The organism is Rhizobacter sp. P2_H3, from assembly GCF_056403355.1.
This window is the reverse complement of record NZ_JBFUFQ010000017.1, coordinates 1-21,091: the sequence shown is the minus strand read 5'-3', so window position 1 is coordinate 21,091 and position 21,091 is coordinate 1. Positions and strand designations below refer to the sequence as shown.

The 21,091-nt window shown below is 68.6% G+C and carries 26 protein-coding genes and 1 tRNA gene; 16 read left to right on the top strand and 11 right to left on the bottom strand.

Features of this window, described 5'->3' with window-relative positions:
• The first annotated feature begins 67 nt into the window (after positions 1 to 67).
• Entirely contained in the window at positions 68 to 667 is a 600-nt protein-coding gene (locus AC1D1T_RS05640; protein WP_047500147.1) for an RNA pyrophosphohydrolase, read from the top strand.
• 12 nt (positions 668 to 679) lie between these two features.
• Here AC1D1T_RS05640 and proB read toward each other — a convergent pair whose 3' ends face one another.
• The 4 genes from proB to rplU all read right to left on the bottom strand — a co-directional run bounded on the left by proB (position 680) and on the right by rplU (position 3,631).
• Complete coding sequence (gene proB, locus AC1D1T_RS05635; protein WP_477828641.1) at positions 680 to 1,798, bottom strand: glutamate 5-kinase; 1,119 nt, start codon at positions 1,796 to 1,798, stop codon at positions 680 to 682.
• A 5-nt stretch (positions 1,799 to 1,803) separates the two neighbouring features.
• Complete coding sequence (gene cgtA, locus AC1D1T_RS05630; protein WP_047500996.1) at positions 1,804 to 2,895, bottom strand: Obg family GTPase CgtA; 1,092 nt, start codon at positions 2,893 to 2,895, stop codon at positions 1,804 to 1,806.
• Between the two features lie 132 nt (positions 2,896 to 3,027).
• Positions 3,028 to 3,288 carry a 50S ribosomal protein L27 gene (gene rpmA, locus AC1D1T_RS05625; RefSeq protein WP_047500144.1) on the bottom strand — a complete coding sequence of 87 codons (261 nt, stop codon included), beginning with the start codon at positions 3,286 to 3,288 and terminating at the stop codon, positions 3,028 to 3,030.
• 31 nt (positions 3,289 to 3,319) lie between these two features.
• Positions 3,320 to 3,631 (bottom strand): 50S ribosomal protein L21, encoded by a 312-nt coding sequence (gene rplU / locus AC1D1T_RS05620; protein WP_047500142.1) that lies wholly within the window; start codon positions 3,629 to 3,631, stop codon positions 3,320 to 3,322.
• Positions 3,632 to 3,681: 50 nt separating this feature from the next.
• Here rplU and AC1D1T_RS05615 point away from each other — a divergent pair, with 50 nt between their 5' ends.
• The 10 genes from AC1D1T_RS05615 (at position 3,682) to AC1D1T_RS05570 (ending at position 11,543) form a co-directional block, all read left to right on the top strand.
• Positions 3,682 to 3,834 (top strand): hypothetical protein, encoded by a 153-nt coding sequence (locus AC1D1T_RS05615; protein ID WP_465110912.1) that lies wholly within the window; start codon positions 3,682 to 3,684, stop codon positions 3,832 to 3,834.
• A gap of 79 nt (positions 3,835 to 3,913) precedes the next feature.
• Entirely contained in the window at positions 3,914 to 4,855 is a 942-nt protein-coding gene (gene ispB / locus AC1D1T_RS05610) for an octaprenyl diphosphate synthase (RefSeq protein ID WP_052211279.1), read from the top strand.
• A gap of 74 nt (positions 4,856 to 4,929) precedes the next feature.
• Positions 4,930 to 5,006 (top strand) — tRNA-Pro (locus AC1D1T_RS05605).
• A gap of 191 nt (positions 5,007 to 5,197) precedes the next feature.
• Positions 5,198 to 6,925, top strand: a complete 1,728-nt coding sequence (gene pilB, locus AC1D1T_RS05600) for a type IV-A pilus assembly ATPase PilB (RefSeq protein ID WP_047500994.1) — start codon at positions 5,198 to 5,200, stop codon at positions 6,923 to 6,925.
• A 76-nt stretch (positions 6,926 to 7,001) separates the two neighbouring features.
• Positions 7,002 to 8,225, top strand: coding sequence for a type II secretion system F family protein (locus AC1D1T_RS05595; protein ID WP_047500138.1), 1,224 nt, complete (start codon positions 7,002 to 7,004; stop codon positions 8,223 to 8,225).
• Between the two features lie 9 nt (positions 8,226 to 8,234).
• On the top strand, positions 8,235 to 9,086 hold the full coding sequence (locus AC1D1T_RS05590) for a prepilin peptidase (RefSeq protein WP_477825522.1): 852 nt from the start codon (positions 8,235 to 8,237) through the stop codon (positions 9,084 to 9,086).
• A gap of 16 nt (positions 9,087 to 9,102) precedes the next feature.
• Complete coding sequence (gene coaE, locus AC1D1T_RS05585) at positions 9,103 to 9,720, top strand: dephospho-CoA kinase (RefSeq protein ID WP_465110909.1); 618 nt, start codon at positions 9,103 to 9,105, stop codon at positions 9,718 to 9,720.
• Positions 9,721 to 9,784: 64 nt separating this feature from the next.
• Complete coding sequence (zapD, locus tag AC1D1T_RS05580) at positions 9,785 to 10,543, top strand: cell division protein ZapD (protein WP_047500131.1); 759 nt, start codon at positions 9,785 to 9,787, stop codon at positions 10,541 to 10,543.
• Positions 10,540 to 10,746 carry a DNA gyrase inhibitor YacG gene (locus AC1D1T_RS05575; protein WP_047500129.1) on the top strand — a complete coding sequence of 69 codons (207 nt, stop codon included), beginning with the start codon at positions 10,540 to 10,542 and terminating at the stop codon, positions 10,744 to 10,746. Before zapD ends, AC1D1T_RS05575 begins: the two co-directional genes overlap by 4 nt.
• An 89-nt stretch (positions 10,747 to 10,835) precedes the next feature.
• Positions 10,836 to 11,543 (top strand): hypothetical protein, encoded by a 708-nt coding sequence (locus tag AC1D1T_RS05570; protein ID WP_477825519.1) that lies wholly within the window; start codon positions 10,836 to 10,838, stop codon positions 11,541 to 11,543.
• Between the two features lie 16 nt (positions 11,544 to 11,559).
• On the opposite strand, the gene AC1D1T_RS05565 is transcribed toward AC1D1T_RS05570, so the two are convergent.
• Positions 11,560 to 12,135, bottom strand: a complete 576-nt coding sequence (locus AC1D1T_RS05565; RefSeq protein WP_465110908.1) for a TetR/AcrR family transcriptional regulator — start codon at positions 12,133 to 12,135, stop codon at positions 11,560 to 11,562.
• Positions 12,136 to 12,227: 92 nt separating this feature from the next.
• Here AC1D1T_RS05565 and AC1D1T_RS05560 point away from each other — a divergent pair, with 92 nt between their 5' ends.
• Positions 12,228 to 13,442 (top strand): MFS transporter, encoded by a 1,215-nt coding sequence (locus AC1D1T_RS05560; protein ID WP_477991576.1) that lies wholly within the window; start codon positions 12,228 to 12,230, stop codon positions 13,440 to 13,442.
• 4 nt (positions 13,443 to 13,446) lie between these two features.
• On the opposite strand, the gene soxA is transcribed toward AC1D1T_RS05560, so the two are convergent.
• The 6 genes from soxA to AC1D1T_RS05530 are packed head-to-tail and all read right to left on the bottom strand — an operon-like array spanning position 13,447 to position 18,097.
• Positions 13,447 to 14,202, bottom strand: coding sequence for a sulfur oxidation c-type cytochrome SoxA (gene soxA, locus AC1D1T_RS05555; protein WP_477827038.1), 756 nt, complete (start codon positions 14,200 to 14,202; stop codon positions 13,447 to 13,449).
• A 3-nt stretch (positions 14,203 to 14,205) separates the two neighbouring features.
• Positions 14,206 to 14,526: a thiosulfate oxidation carrier complex protein SoxZ gene (gene soxZ, locus AC1D1T_RS05550; protein ID WP_477827039.1), complete on the bottom strand. Its 321-nt coding sequence runs from the start codon at positions 14,524 to 14,526 to the stop codon at positions 14,206 to 14,208.
• A gap of 7 nt (positions 14,527 to 14,533) precedes the next feature.
• On the bottom strand, positions 14,534 to 14,983 hold the full coding sequence (locus AC1D1T_RS05545; RefSeq protein WP_477827040.1) for a SoxY-related AACIE arm protein: 450 nt from the start codon (positions 14,981 to 14,983) through the stop codon (positions 14,534 to 14,536).
• A complete protein-coding gene (gene soxX / locus AC1D1T_RS05540) occupies positions 14,980 to 15,396 on the bottom strand; it encodes a sulfur oxidation c-type cytochrome SoxX (RefSeq protein ID WP_047500119.1) in 417 nt (138 codons plus the stop codon). Before soxX ends, AC1D1T_RS05545 begins: the two co-directional genes overlap by 4 nt.
• Positions 15,396 to 17,597, bottom strand: coding sequence for a xanthine dehydrogenase family protein molybdopterin-binding subunit (locus AC1D1T_RS05535; protein WP_477991574.1), 2,202 nt, complete (start codon positions 17,595 to 17,597; stop codon positions 15,396 to 15,398). Before AC1D1T_RS05535 ends, soxX begins: the two co-directional genes overlap by 1 nt.
• Complete coding sequence (locus AC1D1T_RS05530; RefSeq protein ID WP_477843272.1) at positions 17,594 to 18,097, bottom strand: (2Fe-2S)-binding protein; 504 nt, start codon at positions 18,095 to 18,097, stop codon at positions 17,594 to 17,596. The genes AC1D1T_RS05535 and AC1D1T_RS05530 overlap by 4 nt, the downstream gene beginning before the upstream one ends.
• 110 nt (positions 18,098 to 18,207) lie before the next feature.
• Between AC1D1T_RS05530 and AC1D1T_RS05525 the strand changes: the two genes are divergently transcribed.
• From AC1D1T_RS05525 to AC1D1T_RS05510, 4 genes are all read left to right on the top strand, one after another.
• Positions 18,208 to 18,546 (top strand): c-type cytochrome, encoded by a 339-nt coding sequence (locus tag AC1D1T_RS05525; protein ID WP_477827196.1) that lies wholly within the window; start codon positions 18,208 to 18,210, stop codon positions 18,544 to 18,546.
• On the top strand, positions 18,543 to 19,814 hold the full coding sequence (locus tag AC1D1T_RS05520; protein ID WP_477827197.1) for an NAD(P)/FAD-dependent oxidoreductase: 1,272 nt from the start codon (positions 18,543 to 18,545) through the stop codon (positions 19,812 to 19,814). The genes AC1D1T_RS05525 and AC1D1T_RS05520 overlap by 4 nt, the downstream gene beginning before the upstream one ends.
• The gene (locus AC1D1T_RS05515; protein WP_477843275.1) at positions 19,811 to 20,461 is read left to right on the top strand and encodes a hypothetical protein; all 651 of its coding nucleotides are present in this window, start codon (positions 19,811 to 19,813) and stop codon (positions 20,459 to 20,461) included. Before AC1D1T_RS05520 ends, AC1D1T_RS05515 begins: the two co-directional genes overlap by 4 nt.
• Before the next feature lie 10 nt (positions 20,462 to 20,471).
• A partial coding sequence (locus AC1D1T_RS05510) for a TFIIB-type zinc ribbon-containing protein (RefSeq protein ID WP_477991572.1) occupies positions 20,472 to 21,091 on the top strand: 620 nt, incomplete at its 3' end.

The following is a 21,091-nucleotide window of genomic DNA, read 5'->3' as shown; positions in this document are numbered from 1 at the left end:
AGCCACGGGGTTGATTCCCGTCATGCCGGTGCAATAATGAATTCAACTAAGGAATTTGAGGTTGATTATGCTCGACCGAGAAGGGTTCAGACCCAACGTCGGCATCATCCTGCTCAATACGAAGAACCAGGTTTTCTGGGGCAAACGGATCCGGACCCACTCCTGGCAGTTCCCGCAAGGGGGCATCAAATACGGTGAAACGCCTGAGCAGGCGATGTTCCGCGAGCTTCACGAGGAGGTGGGGCTGACGCAGGATCATGTTCGGATCATCGCGCGCACGCGCGACTGGCTGCGCTATGAAGTGCCCGACCATTTCATCCGCCGCGACGCGCGCGGCCACTACCGCGGCCAGAAGCAGATCTGGTTCCTGCTGCAGCTGACCGGGCGCGACACCGACATGAACCTGCGCGCGACCGATCACCCCGAGTTCGATGCCTGGCGCTGGAACGAGTACTGGGTGCCGCTCGAAGTGGTGATCGAGTTCAAGCGCGATGTCTACCAGATGGCGCTGACCGAACTCGCCCGCTTCCTGCCGCGCGGGAACCACCACAACCGCTACCTTCGCTCGGGCATGCGCCCGCACCACCGGGACGATGGCTTCGAGGAGTCGAGGCCGGCCACCGAGCCGCAGGCGTTCGACGACGAACCGGGCGACCCGAAGGGCTGAGGGCCCCTTCCCTCAGCCGAGCACCAGGTTGTCGCGGTGGATCATCTCCGATTCGCCGGTGAAGCCGAGCAAGCGCTCAAACTCGCTCGACGGCTTGCGCGCGATCAGGCGCGCCTCGGAGCTCGAATAGTTCGCCAGGCCGCGCGCGACCTCGAGGCCCGAGCCCGAGCGCACCGCGATCACGTCGCCACGCGCGAACTCGCCGTGCACCTCGATCATCCCGATCGGCAACAGGCTCTTGCCCTCGTCACGCAACTTCGCGACCGCACCATCGTCGATCACGACGGCGCCGCGCAGCTGCAGGTGGTCGGCCATCCACTGCTTGCGGGCCGCCATCTTCTGCGTCGGCGCATTGAGCGCGGTGCCGATCGCCTCGCCCTGGGTCAGGCGCACCAGAACGTCGGGCTCGCGGCCCCAGGCGATGACGGTGGAGGCGCCGCTGCGCGCGGCCCGCTTGGCGGCCAGGATCTTGGTGATCATGCCGCCGCGGCCGAGGCTCGAACCGGCACCGCCCGCCATGCGCTCCAGCTCCGGGGTGCCGGCCTGCGCCTCGTGGATGAAGGTGGCTGATTCGTCCTTGCGCGGATCGGCCGAGTACAGGCCCTTCTGGTCGGTGAGGATCACCAGCGCGTCCGCCTCGATGAGGTTGGCCACCAGCGCGCCCAGCGTGTCGTTGTCGCCGAACTTGATCTCGTCGTTGACGACGGTGTCGTTCTCGTTGATGACCGGCACGACGCGCATGCGCAGCAAGGTCAGCAGGGTCGAGCGCGCATTCAGGTAGCGCTCCCGGTCGGCCAGGTCGGCGTGCGTGAGCAGCACCTGCGCGCTGCCCATGCCGTAGGCACGCAGCTGGGTCTCGTAGATCTGCGCCAGCCCCATCTGCCCGACCGCGGCCGCGGCCTGCAGTTCGTGCACCGCCTTCGGCCGGGTCGCCCAGCCGAGGCGCTTCATGCCCTCGGCGATCGCGCCGCTCGAGACCATCACGATCTCGCGCCCCTGGCCCGCGATGTGCGCCATCTGCCGGCACCAGTTACCGACCGCTTCGGCATCGACGCCCCGGCCTTCGTTGGTCACGAGGCTGGAGCCGACCTTGACGACGATGCGGCGGGCGTTCTTCAGCGCGTCACTCATGGTCGTCACTCGTGGGCGGCAGCAGGGGACCCCTGGTCTTGCACGGGCGCGTCGAAGCGGGGATCGGGATCGTCCGGCACGACGTTCTTCAGGGCCGCCACATGCTTGTAGATCGCATGCACCAGGTGCTCGCAACCTTCACGCGTCAACGCGGAAATCTGGAACACCGGGCCCTTCCACTTGAAGCGCTTGACGAAATCCTTCACGCGCTTCTCGCGCTCTTCGAGCGGCACCATGTCGAGCTTGTTGAGGACGAGCCAGCGCGCCTTGTCATGCAGCGACTGGTCGTATTTCTTCAGCTCGGTGACGATGGCCTTCGCCTGCGCGACCGGGTCGACCGCCTCGTCGAACGGCGCCATGTCGACCAGGTGCAGCAGCAGGTGGGTGCGCTGCAGGTGGCGCAGGAAGTAGTGGCCGAGGCCGGCACCTTCGGCCGCGCCCTCGATCAGGCCGGGGATGTCGGCCACGACGAAGCTCTGCTCCGGCGCCACGCGAACCACACCCAGGTTCGGGTGCAGCGTCGTGAACGGGTAGTCGGCGATCTTCGGTTTGGCATTCGAGATCGCGGCGATCAGCGTCGACTTGCCGGCGTTCGGCATGCCGAGCAGGCCGACGTCGGCCAGCACGCGCAGTTCGAGCTTCAGCTTCTTCTGCTCGCCGGGCCAGCCGGGCGTCTTCTGGCGCGGTGCGCGGTTGGTGCTGGTCTTGAAGTGCAGGTTGCCGAAGCCGCCGTCGCCGCCCTTGACCAGCAACACCTTCTCGTCCGGCACCAGCAACTCGGCCAGCACCTGGCCGCTTTCGGTGTCGCTGATGATCGTGCCCATCGGCATGCGCAGCACGATGTCTTCGGCAGCGGCGCCGTACTGGTCGGACCCGCGACCGTTCTCGCCGCTGCGGGCCTCGTGCCGGCGTGCGTAGCGGAAATCGATCAGCGTGTTCAGGTTGCGATCGCCGACGGCGAAGACGCTGCCGCCGCGCCCGCCATCACCCCCGTTCGGTCCACCGAACGGAATGAACTTCTCGCGGCGAAAGCTCATGCAGCCATTGCCGCCATTGCCTGCCGCCACATCGATGGTCGCTTCGTCTACGAATTTCATGATCTCGCCCACAGGCCACCGCGCCGCCAGAGGCTGCATGGTAGGCCACCGGTCGTCCGGCGACCGGAAAAAACAAAAGCCCCGGGTGACCGGGGCTCGGGATCAACGCCGGCTGCGCGAGGCAGCCGCAGCTCACGCTGCCGTCTTGACGCTGACCGTCTGGCGGTTGCGCGGGCCCTTGATGGCGAAGCTGACTTCACCATCGACCAGTGCGAACAGCGTGTGGTCCTTGCCGATGCCGACGTTCTGACCGGCATGGAACTTCGTGCCGCGCTGGCGGACGATGATCGAACCGGCCGGAATCTGTTGGCCGCCAAAGGCCTTGACGCCGAGCATCTTCGGTTGGGAATCGCGGCCGTTCCGTGTGGAACCGCCGCCCTTTTTCTGTGCCATGGTTTAACTCCTGGAAGCTTGGGACAGCCGATCAGGCGGCGACCGCGCTGATCTCGATCTCGGTGAAGTTCTGGCGGTGACCTTGCCGCTTCTGGTAGTGCTTGCGACGACGCATCTTGAAGATGCGCACCTTGTCGTGCCTGCCCTGCGCCACCACGGTGGCCTTCACGCTTGCGCCCGCAACCAAGGGAGTCCCGACTTTCAGATCCGCGCCGTTTCCGACAGCGAGCACCTGGTCGATCGTGATCTCTTGGCCAACATCCGCAGCAATCTGTTCTATCTTGATCTTTTCGCCTGCAGCAACCTTGTATTGTTTGCCACCGGTTTTTATGACCGCGTACATATCAGCCCTTTCGATGAATTCCGCCAGGGCCTCGGCTCTCGATCTACTCGATGGACGGCACCCATGGGCGAACCCTGCAGGAAATGCAGAGCCCGCGAGTCTATCACGCGCAGCCAAGCCTGGGAAAGCCCGACGCCAGCGACGAGGCATTCACCGAGCGGGCAATCCTGCACGAATCGATCGCGCGCGCCTGCTTCCTATAATTTCGCGCAACCACCCGAGCCTTCCGTGCAGACCTCCACCACGCATCCCACCAGTCCCGCGCCCGACATGGCGCAACTCATGGCACCGGAAATGAGCGAGGTCGATCAGGTGATCCGGCAACGCCTGTCCTCCGACGTCGCGCTGATCAACCAGATTTCCAACTACATCATCAGCGCCGGTGGGAAGCGCATTCGCCCGATGCTGGTGTTGCTGTTTGCCAACGCGCTGGGCTTTCGGGGGCCGGAGCGGTTTGAGCTGGCCGCGATCGTCGAGTTCATCCACACGGCAACGCTGCTGCACGACGATGTCGTCGATGAATCGGAGCTTCGCCGCGGCCGGACAACCGCCAATGCGTTGTTCGGCAACGCTGCCAGCGTGCTCGTCGGCGACTTCCTCTATTCGCGCGCCTTCCAGATGATGGTGTCGGTCAACCGCATGCGGGTGCTCGAAGTCCTGGCCGACGCGACGAACGTGATCGCCGAGGGCGAGGTGCTGCAATTGATGAACATGCACGACCCGGACATCGCAGTCGACGACTACCTGAGGGTCATCCGGTTCAAGACGGCCAAGCTGTTCGAGGCCAGCGCGAGGCTCGGTGCAGTGCTGTCAGATGCGCCGCCGCACCTCGAAGAGGCCTGCGCGAGCTACGGTCGAGCGCTCGGGACGGCCTTCCAGCTGGTTGACGATCTGCTCGACTATGAGGGCGCGACCGAGCAGCTGGGCAAGAACGTCGGCGACGATCTGCGCGAAGGAAAGCCGACGCTGCCGCTGCTGCTGGCGATGGAACGCGGCAGCACGGAGCAACGCGCCGTGGTGCGCCATGCGATCGAGCACGGCGAGGTGGATCGCCTGGCGGAAATCGTCGAAATCGTCCGCCTCACCGGTGCGCTGGACGCCACGCGGCAAGCCGCGCGCGACGAGGCTGACAAGGCACGCACGAGTCTCTTGTCGCTGCCCGACTCGAAACACCGCGAAGCTCTGCTAGAATTGTGTTTTCGATCGATAGACAGGTCGTTCTGAGACCCCCGAATCAGAACACTGCGGCTTGTTTGTCATCAGGTGCCTCGCGATGCTCGCGGGTTCGCACCGAAGATCGGGGTGTAGCTTAGCCTGGTAGAGCGCTACGTTCGGGACGTAGAGGCCGGAGGTTCGAATCCTCTCACCCCGACCAGTTTTCCGGCAGTCCTCGCTGTCGTTGTTCATCAGCCCGGCCCTCAGTCGCAGTCACCCTGACGCAATCTGTTGCACGCGATCAGGCTGCTTGGCGTGACTTCTTGACCGCTCCCGGGCCGGCTTCGGTTTACAGTGCCACTTGAATCGGCGATCATCGTTCGATCGTCGACTTGTTTTTTTGCACGAAACCTGCCTGTGGACACTCTTGCCGAAGCCCCCCAATCTGCACTCTCCGGCGTTGCCCGGGTCCTGGTGCATGCAGGCAAGCTGAATGCGAAGACCGCTGAAGATCTGGTCAAGTCCTCGAAGGACAAGAAAGCCAGCTTCGTTGCATCTGTCATCGCCGCCGGTGCAGTCTCTCCTTCCGATCTGGCACACACCCTGGCCACGGCACTCGCGCTGCCGTTGCTCGACCTGAATGCGGTCGACCCCCAGAAGCTGCCGAAGAACGTCATCGACGCCAAGTTGACCGTTCAGTACCAGGTGCTGGTGCTGGGCAAGCGCGGCAATCGCCTGTTCATCGGCGGCGCCGACCCGACCGACCAGGAAGCCGCTGAACGCATCAAGTTCGCGACGCAGCTGTCGCCGGAATGGATCATCGTCGAGCACGACAAGCTGGCGAAGATCCTCGAGAGCAGCGGCGCCAGCGCGACCGAGTCGCTCGAGAACATCGTCGGCGGCGAGTTCGAGTTCGACGTCACCGACGAAGACACCACGGCTGCCCCGGAAAGCCAGGAGGTCACGACCGACGTCGAGGACGCCCCGGTCGTGCGCTTCCTGCAGAAGATGCTGATCGACGCGATCAACGCCCGCGCCTCCGACCTGCACTTCGAGCCCTACGAATACCACTACCGCGTGCGTTTCCGCGTCGACGGCGAGTTGCGTGAAATCACGCAGCCGCCGATCGCGATCAAGGAAAAGCTCGCGTCGCGCATCAAGGTGATCTCGCGGCTCGACATCTCCGAGAAGCGCGTCCCGCAAGACGGCCGGATGAAGCTGAAGTTCGGCAACAAGGCGATCGACTTCCGGGTCAGCACCTTGCCCACGCTGTTCGGCGAGAAGATCGTGATCCGGATTCTCGATCCGTCCAGCGCCAAGCTCGGCATCGAGGCCCTCGGCTACGAGAAGATCGAGAAGGACCGCCTGCTGAAGTGCATCAGCCGCCCCTATGGGATGGTCCTCGTGACCGGCCCGACCGGCAGCGGCAAGACCGTGTCGCTCTACACCTGCCTGAACATCCTGAACCAGCCGGGCGTCAACATCTCGACCGTCGAGGACCCCGCGGAAATCAACCTCCCCGGCATCAACCAGGTCAACGTCAACGACAAGGCCGGGCTCACCTTCTCGGCGGCTTTGAAGTCGTTCCTGCGCCAGGATCCGGACGTGATCATGGTCGGCGAGATCCGCGACCTGGAGACTGCCGACATCGCGATCAAGGCGGCGCAGACGGGCCACATGGTGATGTCGACGCTGCACACGAACGACGCACCGACCACCCTGACCCGCCTGCTGAACATGGGCGTGGCGCCGTTCAACATCGCATCCAGCGTGTTGCTGATCACCGCGCAGCGACTTGCACGACGCCTGTGCGAGGTGTGCAAGGCGCCCGCCGACTACCCGCGTGAAGCGATGCTGAAGGCCGGTTTCACCGAAAAGGACATCGACGGCACCTGGAAGCCGTACCGGGCCGTCGGATGTTCCGCCTGCAGCAACGGCTACAAAGGTCGTGTCGGCATTTACCAAGTGATGCCCATCAGCGAAGACATTCAGCGCATCATCCTGGCCGAAGGAACGGCGATGGACATCGCGGACCAGGCCACCAAGGAAGGCGTCCGCAGCCTGCGGCAATCTGGCCTGGTCAAGGTCCGGGCCGGGTTCACGACGCTGGAAGAGGTCATCTCCGCTACCAACGACTGATGCAATCCGTGCCGTTCGCGGCACGTGTCGAACAACTATTCAACGGGACGAGGACCTGAGTGTTCTCGCAGGCACCATGGCAACTGCAACTGCGGCGAAAAGCAACATCCGGGAATTCGTCTTCGAGTGGGAAGGCAAGGACAAGAACGGCAAGATCGTTCGAGGCGAGATGCGCGCGGGCGGCGAAGCCGTGGTCAGCGCCAGCCTGCGCCGCCAGGGGATCCTGGTCAACAAGGTCAAGAAGCGCCGCATGGGCGGCGGCCGCTCGATCAAGCAGAAGGACATCGCGATCTTCACGCGCCAGCTGGCGACGATGATGCGCGCCGGCGTGCCGCTGCTGCAGGCCTTCGACATCGTCGCGCGCGGCAGCGCCAATCCCCGCCTGACCAAGCTGCTGACCGACATCCGCACCGACGTCGAGACGGGTACCAGCCTGTCGTCGGCTTTCCGCAAGCACCCTTTGTATTTCGACGCGCTGTACTGCAACCTGGTGGAGGCCGGTGAAGCCGGCGGTATCCTGGAAGCACTGCTTGATCGACTGGCCATCTATCAAGAAAAGACGATGGCCATCAAGAACAAGATCAAGTCGGCGCTGATGTACCCGGTGGCCGTGCTGGTCGTCGCCTTCGTCGTCATCGCGGTCATCATGATCTTCGTGATCCCGGCCTTCGAGGAAGTGTTCAAGTCGTTCGGCGCCGACCTCCCCGCACCCACGCTGGTGGTGATCGCGCTGTCGAAGTTCTTCGTCAGCTACTGGTGGGCGATCTTCGGTTTCCTGGGCGGCGGCACCTACTTCTTCCTGGAGTCCTGGAAGCGCTCCGAGAAGATGCAGAAAGCGATGGACCGGCTGCTGCTGAAGGTTCCGGTGTTCGGTGACCTGGTCTACAAGTCGGCGGTCGCCCGCTGGACCCGCACGCTGTCGACCATGTTCGCCGCCGGCGTGCCGCTCGTCGAAGCGCTCGACTCGGTCGGTGGCGCCTCCGGCAATGCCGTCTTCAAGGAAGCCACCGAACAGATCCAGAAGGACGTGTCGACCGGCGCCAGCCTGACGACCTCGATGTCGACCACCGGCATCTTCCCGACGATGGTGCTGCAGATGTGCGCCATCGGTGAAGAATCCGGCTCGCTCGACGGCATGCTCGGCAAGTCGGCCGAGTTCTACGAGGACGAGGTCGACGAGGCCGTGAAGGGCCTGTCGAGCCTGATGGAACCGTTCATCATCGTGATCCTGGGCGTCCTGATCGGCGGCATCGTCGTGTCGATGTACCTGCCCATCTTCAAGATCGGCCAGGTGGTGTGACCGGCCCAGATGGACAAGGACCTGCTTGAAATCTTCCTGACCCCCGCTGCACTGGCCGTCTTCGGCCTGTGCATCGGCAGCTTCCTGAACGTCGTGATCCATCGCCTGCCGATGGCACTGGAGCGTGGCTGGAAGATCGAAAGCGCCGAGATGCTCGGCGTCAAGATCGACGTCCCCGAGCCGATCACGCTGTCGAAGCCGCGCTCGCGCTGCCCGTCGTGCGGCCACATGATCACCTGGTACGAGAACATTCCCGTGCTGAGCTGGTTGTGGCTGCGCGGGCGCTGTTCGGCCTGCAAGACGCGCATCTCGGCGCGCTACCCGTTCGTCGAGATCCTGACCGGCGTGCTGTTCGCCGCCATCGGATGGCGCTTCGGCGCGCAGCCGGTCGCCGTGCTGTGGTGCGGCATGGTGGCGGTGCTGATCGCGCTGGCCGGCATCGATTGGGACACCACGCTGCTGCCCGACAACCTGACGCTGCCGCTGCTGTGGGCCGGCCTGGTGGCCAGCGCGCTCGGCTGGACGATCCCGCTGCCGCAGGCGCTGTGGGGTGCGGTCGCCGGCTACCTGTCGCTGTGGTCCGTCTACTGGCTCTTCAAGCTGACCACCGGCAAGGAGGGCATGGGCTTCGGTGACTTCAAGCTGCTCGCGGCGCTGGGCGCCTGGCTGGGCTGGCAGATGGTGTTGCCGATCGTGCTGGGTGCCTCGGTGATCGGCGCGGTGGTCGGCATCGGCATGAAGGCGATGAGTTCGCTGCGCGAGGGGCGCTACGTGCCCTTCGGCCCGTTCCTCGCCGGCGGCGGCATCGTCGTGCTGCTCGCGGGCCACGCGCGCGTGCTCGGCTGGCTCGGCTGGGCCTGATCGCCGGAGCCACCGCATGGCCGCGCTGCGCATCGGCCTGACCGGCGGCATCGGCAGCGGCAAGAGCACCGTCGCGGGCATGCTCGCCGACCAGGGCGCGGCGGTGATCGACACCGATGCCATCGCCCGTTCGCTGGCAGCACCGGGCGGCGCGGCGATCGATGCCTTGCGCGACCAGTTCGGTGCCGCGGCGATCGGCGCCGACGGCGGCCTCGACCGCGCCCGCATGCGCCAGGTCGTGTTCGCCGACCCCGCCGCGAAGTCGCAGCTCGAAGCCATCCTGCATCCGCTGATCGGGATCGAGTGCGATCGCCAGGCCGCCGCCGCAGGCGATCGCCCCCGGGTCTTCGACGTGCCGCTGCTGGTGGAATCCGGACGCTGGCGGGCGCGGGTCGACCGCGTGCTGGTGGTCGACTGCCCTGCCGCGACGCAAATCGCGCGCGTCACGCGCCGATCCGGCTGGGCCGTGGCCACGGTGCAGGCCGTGATCGACCAGCAGGCCAGCCGCGAGGCGCGCCGTGCCGCTGCCGATGCGGTGATCTTCAACGAGAACCTGAGCCTGGCGGAACTTGCAGCCGAAGTCCGCAGTCTCTGGTCCAGCTGGATCGAATCACGATGGATCACATCGCGATGAAGTGCCACCCTGTGGAACAATCCGGCGTCACGTTGTCACATTGATCGCCCGGAAAGCCGCCGTTTTGGTCCTGTACGAATACCCGTTCAACGAGAGCATCCGCACGATGCTCCGGCTCGAACACCTGTTCGACCGCCTCGGGCGCCTGCTGCCGCGCGATGAAGCCGTGGACCACCACTACGCGCTGGCGACGATGTTCGAGATCATGGACGTCGCATCGCGCGCCGACCTGAAGTCCGACCTGCTGAAGGAGCTCGAGCGCCAGCGGGCGCTGCTGCAGAGCTACCGCGGCAACCCGGCGATCTCCGAAGGGGCGCTGCTCGAGGTGATGGCACGCGTCGACCATGCGTTCAACGGACTGAACCAGCTGCCCGGCAAGGCCGGCCATGTGCTGACGGCCAACGAGTGGCTGATGAGCATCCGCAGCCGCATCAGCATTCCCGGTGGCACCTGCGAGTTCGACCTGCCGGCCTACTACGCGTGGCAGCAGCATGACGCCGCGAGCCGGCGCGCCGACCTGTCGGGCTGGATCGCGACGCTGACGCCGCTGGCTGAAGCCCTGAGCGTGCTGCTCGGGCTGCTGCGCGATGCAGGCGTGCCGCACAAGGTCGTCACGCAGGGCGGCCAGTACCARCAGAGCCTGCCGGCCGGCCGCGTCTACCAGCTGCTGCGGGTGCGCATCGACAACGGCAGCCGCCAGCTGGTGCCCGAGATCAGCGGCCACCGCCTGATGGTGATGGTGCGGCTGATGAAGCAGGATGCCGAGGGCCGGCTGAAGCCCGCGGCGATCGACACCACCTTCGAACTGACCTTGTGCGCATGAATGCCCCCGCCAAGCCCCGCATCGTGCGCTGCCCGACCTGCGCCGGCGACAGCCTCTACGCGAGCGACAACCCCTATCGGCCGTTCTGCAGCGAGCGCTGCAAGAACGTCGACTTCGGCGCCTGGGCCAGCGAGAGCTACCGTGTCGCCGCGCCGCCCCCGCCGGGCGCCGGCGTGACGCCCTCCCCGGACACCGACGACTGAGCAAATTCCGCCGCGGCGTGCAAACTGGCGCGCTTTCCCGGCCTTGATCGACCCCACGATGGCGGCTGTTCCCGGTTCAATGGGAAGCCATGTGGAAGCGTGTTGTCGATGTCGTTCTGGCGCTGGGCTTCGTCTTGGTGACCAACATCCCGTTGCAGGCCGGTGCCGCGGCGCTGACGCCGCTGGAGACCCGCTGGATGCAGGCCGCCTGGCCGGTGATCACCTACGCTCGGGCGCAGGGCCTGCCGCTGGACATCGTCGCCCAGCCGGTGGCGCAGGGCGGCGAGCCGCCGATCGCGATGGGCTATGTCGACGGCCGCTGCAAGCTGGTGCTGACGATGCGCGGCAACCCCGAGGCCGAATCCACGCTGGAGAAGATCCCTGCCGAGCTGCGCGACACCGTCGTCGAGGCGATGACCGCCCACGAGCTCGGCCACTGCTGGCGCTACGTGCAAGGCGCATGGCACACACCGCCGGTGGCCGGCTTCACCGACGCGCTCGACGCCGGCACGACCCCGCTGGCCGACCTGGAGCGCGACATGCGCGCGACGCGCTGGGAAGAAGGTTTCGCCGACCTGGTCGGGCTCGCGTGGACGCGCGCGCAGCACCCCGAGCGCTACCGCGCGGTGCACGCCTGGTTCGAGGCATTCCGCGCCGACCAGCCGCTGCCCGGCGCCCACCACGACACGCGCGCCTGGTTGAAGCGCGCCCAGGACCCGGCCGTGTTCGGTACGGCCGCCACCCCGTTCGAGCAGGCCTTGCCGGTCTGGCGCAGCGAGCCCGACGCCGGCCGCTGAGTCGCACGGGCAGGGCTCAGCGCGCGCCGGCCCCGTCCAGGCACTCGGCGACCCAGCGTTCCACCAGCGCCGACGAGGCCGGCACCGGCCCCCACAGCGCACGGTAGATGATCGGCGCGACCACCACGTCCATCGCCCGCTGCACCTCGGGCACCGGTTCGCCGCGCGCCACGCCGCGCTCGAAGATGAGGGCGATCTGCGCCGCAGTGAACTGCGCGCACTGGCACGGCGCGGTGCCTTCGCCATGGGCCTCGGTCGACAGCACGTCCTTCATCATCGCCAGCCCGATCGGCGACGACATCTCCTCATGGAACTGCTGCGCCCACGCGACCAGGTCGCCGGCGACCGAGCCGGTGTCGGCCGGTTCCGAATCGGGCTTCATCCGCTCGACCGACACATCGGCCAGCAACTCGCCGAGATCGCCCCAGCGGCGGTAGATCGTCGACGGGGTGACCTCGGCACGCGCCGCGATCATCGGCACGGTCAGTTCGGCGCGCCCGTGCAGCTCGATCAGCTCGCGCGTGGCGCGGTGGACGGCCGCCTGGACGCGGGCGCTGCGGCCGCCCGGCCGCGGGGTGGTGGTTGCAGTCATGAAACCATGCTAACGCAAAGTATTTGCTTTAGCTCAGGAATGGGTTCAGAATCCGCTAACGCAAATATTTTGCGTTAGCTGAAGGAGCCGACATGACCACGCCCGCACTCGCCACCGCGCCCGCCGCCCTTCGCGCGCCCGGACTGCGCCTCGGCACCACCGCCTCGCTGTGGCTGACGGTCTCGCTGGTCGTCAGCTTTCTCGCCGCCTCCAGCGCGCCGTCTCCGCTGTACGCGCTGTACCGCGAGGCCTGGGGCTTCAGCCCGCTGGCGCTGACGGTGATCTTCTCCAGCTACGCCTTCGCACTGCTCGCAGCGCTGCTGGTGTTCGGCGCGCTGTCCGACCACCTCGGCCGGCGCACCGTGATCCTCGCGTCGCTGCTGATCGAGTTGCTGTCGATCGTGCTGTTCTGGTCTGCCGATTCGGCCGGCTGGCTGCTCGCGGCGCGCATCGTGCAAGGCTTCGCGACCGGCATCGCCACCAGCGCGCTGAGCGCGACGCTGCTCGACCTGAGCCCGGCGCGCGGTGCGCTGTTCAACAGCGTCGCGCCGATGTTCGGCATGGCCGTCGGCGCACTCGGTGCGAGCGCGCTGGTGCAGTTCGCGCCGGCGCCGATGCACCTGGTGTTCGACGTGCTGCTGGCGATCCTCGCGCTGCAGACGCTGGCCGCGCTGTTCCTGCCCGACACGGTGACACGCCGGCCGGGTGTCTGGCAATCGCTGCGTCCGCGCATCGCGATCCCGCCGGCTGCGCGTGCCACGCTGTGGCGCATCCTGCCGCTCAACACCGCGAGCTGGGCGCTCGGCGGCTTCTATCTGTCGCTCGGGCCGACGCTCGCGAAGCTGGTCACCGGGACCACCGCACCCACGACCGGCGGCGCGCTGATCGCGACGCTGGTGCTGGCGGGCGCCGCAGCGATCGGCTGGGTGCGCCTGCGCCCAGCGCCCGCGGTGCTGGCCGGCAGCGCGCTGGCGCTGGTGATCGGCCTGTCGTCGACGCTGATCGGCGTGCATGCCGGCTCGGGCCTCGCGTTCTTCGGCGGCACGCTGGTGGCCGGACTCGGCTTCGGCGCCGGCTTCAACGGCGCGGTGCGCAGCCTGGTGCCGCTGGCGGCGCCGCACGAGCGCGCCGGGCTGATGGCAGGCTTCTTCGCACTGAGCTACCTGGCGTTCAGCGTGCCGGCCATCATCGCCGGCCTCGGCACCGGCCTGTTCGGCCTGCACGCCACGACGCTCGGCTACGGCGGGCTGCTGGTCGTGATGGCGCTGATCGCGTTGGTCGCGTCACTGCGCAACACGGCGCGCTGAGCGATCAGGGGCGCACCGCGGGCGACTCCATCGCCATCCCGCGGTCGCGCCACGCCAGGTAGAGCGCGAGCGCGGTGAACTCCGGCGATTCCGCCGGCAGCGGCTGCGCACGCACGCCGGTCATGCAGTTGCGGATGCGCCGCAGCAGCGACCCGACGCCCTGCCATTCGAGTCGGTACAGCGGGTAGCCGTTCGCATGGCCCTGCGGGATCAGGCCGCCGCCCAGTCGCTGGCCTGCCCGCTCGTCATGGCATTGCGCGCACGACAGGTTCAGCTGGCCGATGCGTTCGCGGTACAGCGCCTCGCCGCGCTCGCGCCACGGCAGCAGCCGCGCATCGGCAGGCGGCTCGATCGGCACCCCACGCGACTGCAGCGCGATGTAGCTTTCGAGCCCGAGCAGTTCCTGGTTGTCGGGTGCGAGCCGCGACGCGCCCTGTCGCGTCTCGCGGCACCGGTTGATGCGCATCGCCAGGTCGATCGGCCGCGCGAGGGCCTCGTCATACGCCGGGTAGCGCGCCGCCACGCCACGCATCGATGCGCGCGCGTCGCCGTGGCAGCCCGCGCAGGCCGAGGCCGATGGCGACGGCGCACGCGCCCACAGCGCCGCGCCGTCCTGGACCCACAGCATCGCCGGGTTCTGCGCATCGTCGCGCTGCATCGCCTGCGTCGACGGGCTCATGTCGTCGAAGCCCGAGCGGCGCATCTCCTGCGCGGACGCCATCGTCACCACCAGCAGGACCAGCCCCAGCGCGCGCCGCATCGCTCAGCTCACGCTGATCGCCACCGTCTCGGTCTGGGAGAAGCCGTGGTCGCCCTCCCAGCGGAAGCTCAGCGTGCCGCTCACGGTCGCGGTGGTGAAGAACGCGATGTACGGGTTGGCCGCCATCGCCGCATGCAGGTCGGCGCTGAACACCAGCTCGTCGTTGTAGCGGCAGCTGAAGCGCGTGATCAGGTTGCGCGGCAGCAGCAGGCCGTCGGCGCCCGGCCGGAAACCGGTCTCCATCGGGTGCGCGATCAGGGTGCGCAGCTCGATCACCTCGCCGCGCTTCGCGGTGGCCGGTGCGGTGATCAGCGTGCGGGCCATCGCGCGTTCACTCCAGGCAGGCGGCCAGCGTGACCAGCACGTCGACGCCCTGCGACCAGAACGTGCCGTCGCTCAGCCGCGCCACCGCCACCAGCTGCTGCGAGGTCGCGAGCCGGATCCGCGTCGACACCACTGCGCGGCCGGCGCGCGGCCCCAGCGTGAAGCGCACCACGTCGCGCTGCGGATTGCGCTCGTTGAACACCGCGATGCCGGTGACGTGCTCGGCCGCCGTCATCGGGCTGTCGACGCTGAGGGTGATCGGCACGCCGTTGCCGTTCTCGACCAGCGGCGGGATGTCGAACTTCACCTTGCCCGGCTTCACCGGTGCGCCGGACGCATAGTCCGCAATCGCCGACTGCATCTCGAAGCTGGTCGCGCGCGCCGGCCGCACCAGCAGCAGGCCGCCGGCGGCGAGGCCGAACTGCAACAGTTCGCGGCGCTGCAGTGCGGTGTTCACTGCAGCGTCACCAGCCAGGCCACGACGTCCTCGACCTGCTGCGCATCGAGCACCGGCCGCCCCTGCCATGCCGCGCCGACACGCTGCAGGCCGCCGATGTCGTGGTACGGCGGCATGATCGTCTGCGGGTTCAGCCGGCGCGCATCGACGACGCGCAACCGCAGCTGCGCGGCCGACCAGCGCGCGCCGGCACCGGCCAGGTCGGGGGCGAGGTTGCCCTGGAAGCGCTCCTCGGGGATCGGCGCCGGGTGGCACAGCAGGCACAGGCCCGCCTGCCGGCTCGCGACGATCGCACGCCCGCGCGCCGCGTCGCCGGGCACCGGCGTCAGCGGCTGCGGCAGCGCATCGCGCGGCACCGGCGATGCACATGCCACCATCACTGCCGCCACTGAGCCCATCGCCATCGCCCGCATCAGGCCTTCTTCAGCGAGTGGTTCTTCAACGGCAGCTCGCGGATGCGCTGCCCGGTGGCCGCGAAGATCGCGTTCAGCAGCGCCGGCGCCGCGACCGCGATCGTCGGCTCGCCGACCCCGCCCCAGAAGCCCCCCGACGGCATCACCACCGTCTCCACCTTGGGCATCTCGTCGAGATGCAGCACCGGGTAGGTGTCGAAGTTGGTCTGCTCGATTCGCCCGTCCTTCACGGTGCAGCCGCCGTACAGCGCGGCCGACAGCCCGTAGACGAACGATCCCTCGACCTGCGCCTCGATCTGCTGCGGGTTGACGGCGTGCCCGGGGTCGGTGGCCGCGACGATGCGGTGCACCTTCAGCTTGCCGTCCTTGTCGACCGACACCTCGGCCACCGCGGCAACGTAGCTGCCGAAGCCCATCGTCTGCGCGATCCCGCGGAACACGCCCTTCGGCGCCGGCTTGCCCCAGCCGGCGCGTTCGGCCGCCGCGTTCAGCACCGCCAGGTGCTTCGGATGCTGGCTCATCAGCTTGCGGCGGAACGCGAGCGGGTCCTGCCTGGCCGCCAGCGCGAGCTCGTCAATGAAGCACTCGAGGTAGATCGTGTTCTGGTTCAGGTTCACGCCGCGCCAGAAACCCGGCGGCACGTGCGGGTTGCGCATCGCATGGTCGATCAGCAGGTTCGGCACGCTGTAGCCGATCGACGCCTCGGGGCCGGGCGCGTTCAGGCCCTGGAACACCACCGGGTCCTTGCCGTCGCGGATGTTCTGCGGGAACACGCCGGCCAGGATCGACTGCCCGGAGATCCGCATGTGCAGCGCCGTCAGGTTGCCGGCCGCATCGAAGCCGGCGCGCAGCTTGCACTGCGTGATCGGGTGGTAGCGGCCGTGCGTCATGTCCTCCTCGCGCGACCAGATCAGCTTGACCGGCGTGCCGGGCATTTCCTTCGCGATCGCGACCGCCTGGTGCACCCAGTCGTGCACCGCGCCGCGCCGGCCGAAGCCGCCGCCGAGCAGCAGCTTGTAGACCTCGCACTGCGCGGCCGGCAGGCCGGACGCCTCGACCGCCGCCGCGTGCGCCGCCTCGCCGTTCTGCGTCGGCGTCCAGACCTCGCAGCGCGCCGGCATGCCGTCGGACGCGGGCGTGAACTTCGCGGTCGCGTTCATCGTCTCCATCGTCGCGTGGTTCTGGAACGGGTAGCTGTAGACCGCCTCGACGACGCGCGCGGCCGAGGCCAGCGCGGCCCGCGCATCGCCGTTCGAATTGCCGACCGCCGCCTCCGGCGCATCGAGGCCGGCCTTCAGCGTCGCGGCGATCTCGGCGCTGCCGATCTTCGCGTTCGGGCCTTCGTCCCACACCACCGGCAGCGCCTCGAGTGCGGACTTCGCGCGCCACCAGGTGTCGGCGACGACGGCCACCGCGCTGTCACCGACGCGCAGCACCTTCTTCACGCCGGGCCGGTTCGCGATGGCCGCCGCATCGAAGCTCGCGAGCTTGCCGCCGAACACCGGGCAGTCGCGGATCGCCGCGTTCAGCATGCCGGGCAGCTTCAGGTCGGAGCCGTAGACCTGCGAGCCGTCGAGCTTGCCGCGCGTGTCCAGCCGCGCGAGGCGCTTGCCGGCGAGCTTCCAGTCCTTCGGGTCCTTCAGCGCCACGTCGGTGGGCGGCGTGAGCTGCGCGGCTGCCAGCGCGACCTTGCCGTAGGTGGTCTTGCGGCCGCTCGCCGCATGCGTGATCACGCCCTTGTCGACCTGGCACTGCGCCGCCGGCACCTGCCAGCCGTCGGCGGCGGCCTGCACGAGCATCGTGCGGGCGATCGCACCGCCCTTGCGCACGTAGTCGTGCGATTCGCGGATGCCGCGGCTGCCGCCGGTCGAGAAGTTGCCCCAGACGCGCTTGCGCGCCAGGCTCTGGCCGGGCGTCGGGTACTCGGTCTTCACGCGCGACCAGTCGCAGTCGAGCTCCTCGGCCACCAGCTGCGCGAGGCCGGTCAGCGAGCCCTGGCCCATCTCCGAGCGGGCGATGCGGATCACGACCGTCTCGTCGGGTTGCACGACGACCCAGGCGTTGATCTCCGGCGTGGCGGCAGCGGGCGTCGCGGCCTGCGCAGCAGCCTCGTCGGCGAACGGGATGTGGAATGCGACGACCAGGCCGGTCGCCGCCGAACCAGCCAGGAAACCGCGCCGCGACAGCACCGGCGCGTTCATGCCTTGCCCCCGTCGATGTGCACGATGTTCAGGCCCGCCTGCTTCGGATCGCCGCCATGCGCTGCTGCCTTGATCGCCGCGCGCACCCGGTTGTAGGTGCCGCAGCGGCAGATGTTGGTCATCGCGTCGTCGATGTCGGCATCGGTCGGCCTCGGCTTGGCCTTCAGCAGCGCGGCGGCCGCCATGATCATCCCGGACTGGCAGTAGCCGCACTGCGGCACGTCGAGCGCGGCCCAGGCCTTCTGGATCGGGTGCGAGGCGTTCGCCGACAGGCCCTCGATCGTCACGATCTTCTCCTCCGGCCCCACCGTCGAGGCCGGCCGCACGCAGCTGCGCGTGGGCACGCCGTCGAGGTGCACCGTGCAGGCCCCGCACTGCGCGATGCCGCAGCCGTACTTGGTGCCGGTCAGCTCCAGCTGCTCGCGCAGCACCCACAGCAGCGGCGTGTCGGGCTCGGCTTCGAACTCGCGGACGCTTCCATTGACGTGAAGTCGGGGCATCGGTCTCTCCTGGGTTGGCGACGGAGCATCTCTCAAGAGCGACCACTGCCGAAGCCCCTGCTGCGCATAGGGGACGAAAACCGTAGGATTCTGTGCAAGGAGACACCCGCATGACCTTGCAGCCCTCTCTCTGGTTGGCGTTCGCGCTGGCCCTGTTGACCGTCGCCGGCAGCGCCGCGGCCGCCCCTTCGGCCGCGCTGTCGGCCGACGAGCTCGCGCTGCGTTCGCTGGCCGCCACCTGTGCCGCCTGCCATGGCACCGACGGCCGCCGGGCACCGGGCAGCGCGATCGTCGGCCTGGGCGGGCGCGAGCGCGACGACCTGCTGGCACGCCTCATCGGATTTCGCGATGGCAGCCGCCCCGGCACCGTGATGCCGCAGATCGCCAAGGGCTACACGCCGGCGCAACTCTCGCAACTGGCCGGCTGGTTCGCCGCGCAGGCCCGATGAAGCGCCGTGACCTGCTGGCGACGGCCGGCGCGTTCGGRCTCGTCGCCGGTTGCGCGGCACCGGCCGCCGTGCCGGCGCGTGCGCAGGTGGTGGTGATCGGCGGCGGCTTCGGCGGCGCCACCGCGGCGCGCTACGTGCGGCTGCTGTCGCAACAGCGCATCGAGGTCGTGATGATCGAGCCGCAGCCGCGCTTCGTGTCCTGCCCCGGCTCCAACCTGGTGCTGGGCGGCACGCGCACGCTCGACGAACTGACGCTGTCGTACGACGCGCTCACGTCACGCCACGGCGTGCGCTGGGTGCGCGACGAGGCCACCGCGATCGACGCCGGGCGCCGCCAGGTGACGCTCGCCTCCGGCGCGGCGATCGGCTACGACAAGCTGGTGCTGTCGCCCGGCATCGAGCTGATGTTCGACGAGGTCGAGGGCCTGCGCCGTGCGCACGACGACGGCCGCGTGCTGCAGGCCTGGAAGGCCGGGCCCGAGACGCTCGCGCTGCGCCGGCAGCTCGAGGCGATGCCCGACGGCGGCGTGTTCGCGATCACGATCCCCGAGTCGCCGTACCGCTGCCCGCCCGGGCCGTACGAGCGCGCCTGCGTGGTGGCAGCGTATTTCCGGCGCGCCAAGCCGCGCTCGAAGCTGCTGATCCTCGACGCCAACCCCGACGTCGTCTCGAAGCCCGCGCTCTTCAAGGCCGCGTGGCGCGACCTGTACCCGGGCATCGTCGAGTACCGGCCGCAGCACAAGGTGATCGGCGTCGACGCGGCGGCGGGCACGCTGCGCATCGAGCTGCAGGATGCCGTGCGCGCCGACGTGCTGAACGTGCTGCCGCCGATGCGCGCCGGCGCGCTCGCGGTGAAGAGCGGGCTGGCCAATGCGGTGAACCGCTGGTGCCGCGTGAACTTCATCGATTTCGGCTCGACGGCCGCGCAGGACGTGCACGTGCTCGGCGACGCGATCCAGATCGCCCCCGGCATGCCGAAGAGCGCGCACATGGCGAATGCGCATGCCAAGGTGGCGGCCGCGGCGATCGTCGCGCAGCTGTCGGGCGTCGCGGTCAACGAGCACCCGATGCTGACCAACACCTGCTACAGCTTCGTCGACGAGACGAACGCGATCCACGTCGCGAGCGTGCACGAGTACGTCGCGGCGGAGTCGACCTTCAAGCCGGTGGCGGGCGCCGGCGGCGTGTCGGCGCAGCGCAACGAGGCCGAGGGCGCCTATGCCGGCGCGTGGGCGCGCAACATCTGGGCCGATACTTTGGGGACATGAGCCTTCCTGCAGAACTCGATCCCTGGTTCGCCCGCATCGCCGTCGGCGACTACGCCGGCCGGCTCGATGTCGAGCTCAACCTGCTCGACCGCGCGCAGGCCACCGAGTGGACCGGCTTGCTCACGTACCACCCGATCGTCGCCGCGCTCGGCGGCATCGTGCTCGACGACCCCGAGACCAGCAACCACCACGTCTACGCCAGCCGCTCGCCGCTGCGGGGCAGCGTGTTCTACCTGGCCCATGACGACGACTCGCGCATCGTCTACGCGTCGCTGGCCGATTTCCTCGCGGCCGCCGACGACGCGAAGCGGCAGCAGACCTGGCTCAGCGAACTGCACCCGGCCTGCTCGCCGGTCGCGGCCGACCAGGCCGGCCTGTCGCGCTGGATCGGCGAGCTGATCGGCGGCCACGCGGGCCACGATGTCGTGATGGCCCTGGTGCCGTCGCTGGACCTGACCGACACGGCCCTGCTGCGCCGGCTCGTCACCGACCCCGACTTCTTCCTCGGCGAGGCCGTCGCGGCGGAGATCGAGAAGCGGCCGACGCGCGCGCTCGGCCCGATCGCCGAGCTGTGCACGCTGCATCCGCACCCGCAGGTGGTCAGCGCCGGGCGGCTGGCGGCGCGCGCGATCGCGACACTGCGCTGAAGCCACCGCCGTGAACACTCCCGCCAAGACCCCCGATCCGCGCGTGGCCCGACGCATCGCCTGCCCACGCTGCAGCGCGCCGATGCGCGTGCTGTCGCTGTCGTCGCACAAGGGACTGCCGGTCACGGTGGAGCATTGCCCCGACTGCCGCCTCGTGTGGTTCGACGAGTTCGAGTCGGTGCAGCTCGACAGCTTCGGCTGGGTGCGCCTGCTGCGCGAGATGGAGGCCGGCACGGGCCGCCCGCTGGCCGAGGCGCAGGCCGCGCACCCGGCCTGCCCGCGCTGTGCCGCAACGCTGAAGCAGGTGCAGAACCGGTCGCGCTTCGGCCTGTTCGCCGCGCTGGAGTGCCCGCGCCGCCACGGCCACCTGCACAGCCACAGCGGCCTGCTGGCAGAACGCGGGCTGGTGCGCCCGCTGGGCGTCGCCGAGCGGCAGGCGCTGGCGCAGGAGAAGCACGCGCTGCACTGCCTGAACTGCGGCGGCGCCGCGTCGGCCGGCGACGACCACTGCAGTTGGTGCGGCACCGCGCTGGTGGTGATCGACATGCCGCGGCTGGCGCATTCGCTCCGGCTGCAGCTGGACGGCATGGGCGCATCGCCGCGCGCCATCGGCCGTGCCACTGCCTGGCC

Bases quoted from the DNA above. Each gene is read 5' to 3' on its own strand.
- soxZ (WP_477827039.1), bottom strand. From the start codon at position 14,526: ATGGCCCGCACGCTGATCACCGCACCGGCCACCGCGAAGCGCGGCGAG.
- rpmA (WP_047500144.1), bottom strand. From the start codon at position 3,288: ATGGCACAGAAAAAGGGCGGCGGTTCCACACGGAACGGCCGCGATTCC.
- ispB (WP_052211279.1), top strand. From the start codon at position 3,914: ATGGCACCGGAAATGAGCGAGGTCGATCAGGTGATCCGGCAACGCCTG.
- AC1D1T_RS05525 (WP_477827196.1), top strand. From the start codon at position 18,208: ATGACCTTGCAGCCCTCTCTCTGGTTGGCGTTCGCGCTGGCCCTGTTG.
- rplU (WP_047500142.1), bottom strand. From the start codon at position 3,631: ATGTACGCGGTCATAAAAACCGGTGGCAAACAATACAAGGTTGCTGCA.
- coaE (WP_465110909.1), top strand. From the start codon at position 9,103: ATGGCCGCGCTGCGCATCGGCCTGACCGGCGGCATCGGCAGCGGCAAG.
- AC1D1T_RS05570 (WP_477825519.1), top strand. From the start codon at position 10,836: ATGTGGAAGCGTGTTGTCGATGTCGTTCTGGCGCTGGGCTTCGTCTTG.
- AC1D1T_RS05575 (WP_047500129.1), top strand. From the start codon at position 10,540: ATGAATGCCCCCGCCAAGCCCCGCATCGTGCGCTGCCCGACCTGCGCC.
- AC1D1T_RS05515 (WP_477843275.1), top strand. From the start codon at position 19,811: ATGAGCCTTCCTGCAGAACTCGATCCCTGGTTCGCCCGCATCGCCGTC.
- cgtA (WP_047500996.1), bottom strand. From the start codon at position 2,895: ATGAAATTCGTAGACGAAGCGACCATCGATGTGGCGGCAGGCAATGGC.
- AC1D1T_RS05565 (WP_465110908.1), bottom strand. From the start codon at position 12,135: ATGACTGCAACCACCACCCCGCGGCCGGGCGGCCGCAGCGCCCGCGTC.
- AC1D1T_RS05560 (WP_477991576.1), top strand. From the start codon at position 12,228: ATGACCACGCCCGCACTCGCCACCGCGCCCGCCGCCCTTCGCGCGCCC.
- AC1D1T_RS05640 (WP_047500147.1), top strand. From the start codon at position 68: ATGCTCGACCGAGAAGGGTTCAGACCCAACGTCGGCATCATCCTGCTC.
- AC1D1T_RS05530 (WP_477843272.1), bottom strand. From the start codon at position 18,097: ATGCCCCGACTTCACGTCAATGGAAGCGTCCGCGAGTTCGAAGCCGAG.
- proB (WP_477828641.1), bottom strand. From the start codon at position 1,798: ATGAGTGACGCGCTGAAGAACGCCCGCCGCATCGTCGTCAAGGTCGGC.
- AC1D1T_RS05595 (WP_047500138.1), top strand. From the start codon at position 7,002: ATGGCAACTGCAACTGCGGCGAAAAGCAACATCCGGGAATTCGTCTTC.
- soxX (WP_047500119.1), bottom strand. From the start codon at position 15,396: ATGCGGGCGATGGCGATGGGCTCAGTGGCGGCAGTGATGGTGGCATGT.
- soxA (WP_477827038.1), bottom strand. From the start codon at position 14,202: ATGCGGCGCGCGCTGGGGCTGGTCCTGCTGGTGGTGACGATGGCGTCC.
- AC1D1T_RS05590 (WP_477825522.1), top strand. From the start codon at position 8,235: ATGGACAAGGACCTGCTTGAAATCTTCCTGACCCCCGCTGCACTGGCC.
- AC1D1T_RS05535 (WP_477991574.1), bottom strand. From the start codon at position 17,597: ATGAACGCGCCGGTGCTGTCGCGGCGCGGTTTCCTGGCTGGTTCGGCG.
- AC1D1T_RS05615 (WP_465110912.1), top strand. From the start codon at position 3,682: ATGGACGGCACCCATGGGCGAACCCTGCAGGAAATGCAGAGCCCGCGA.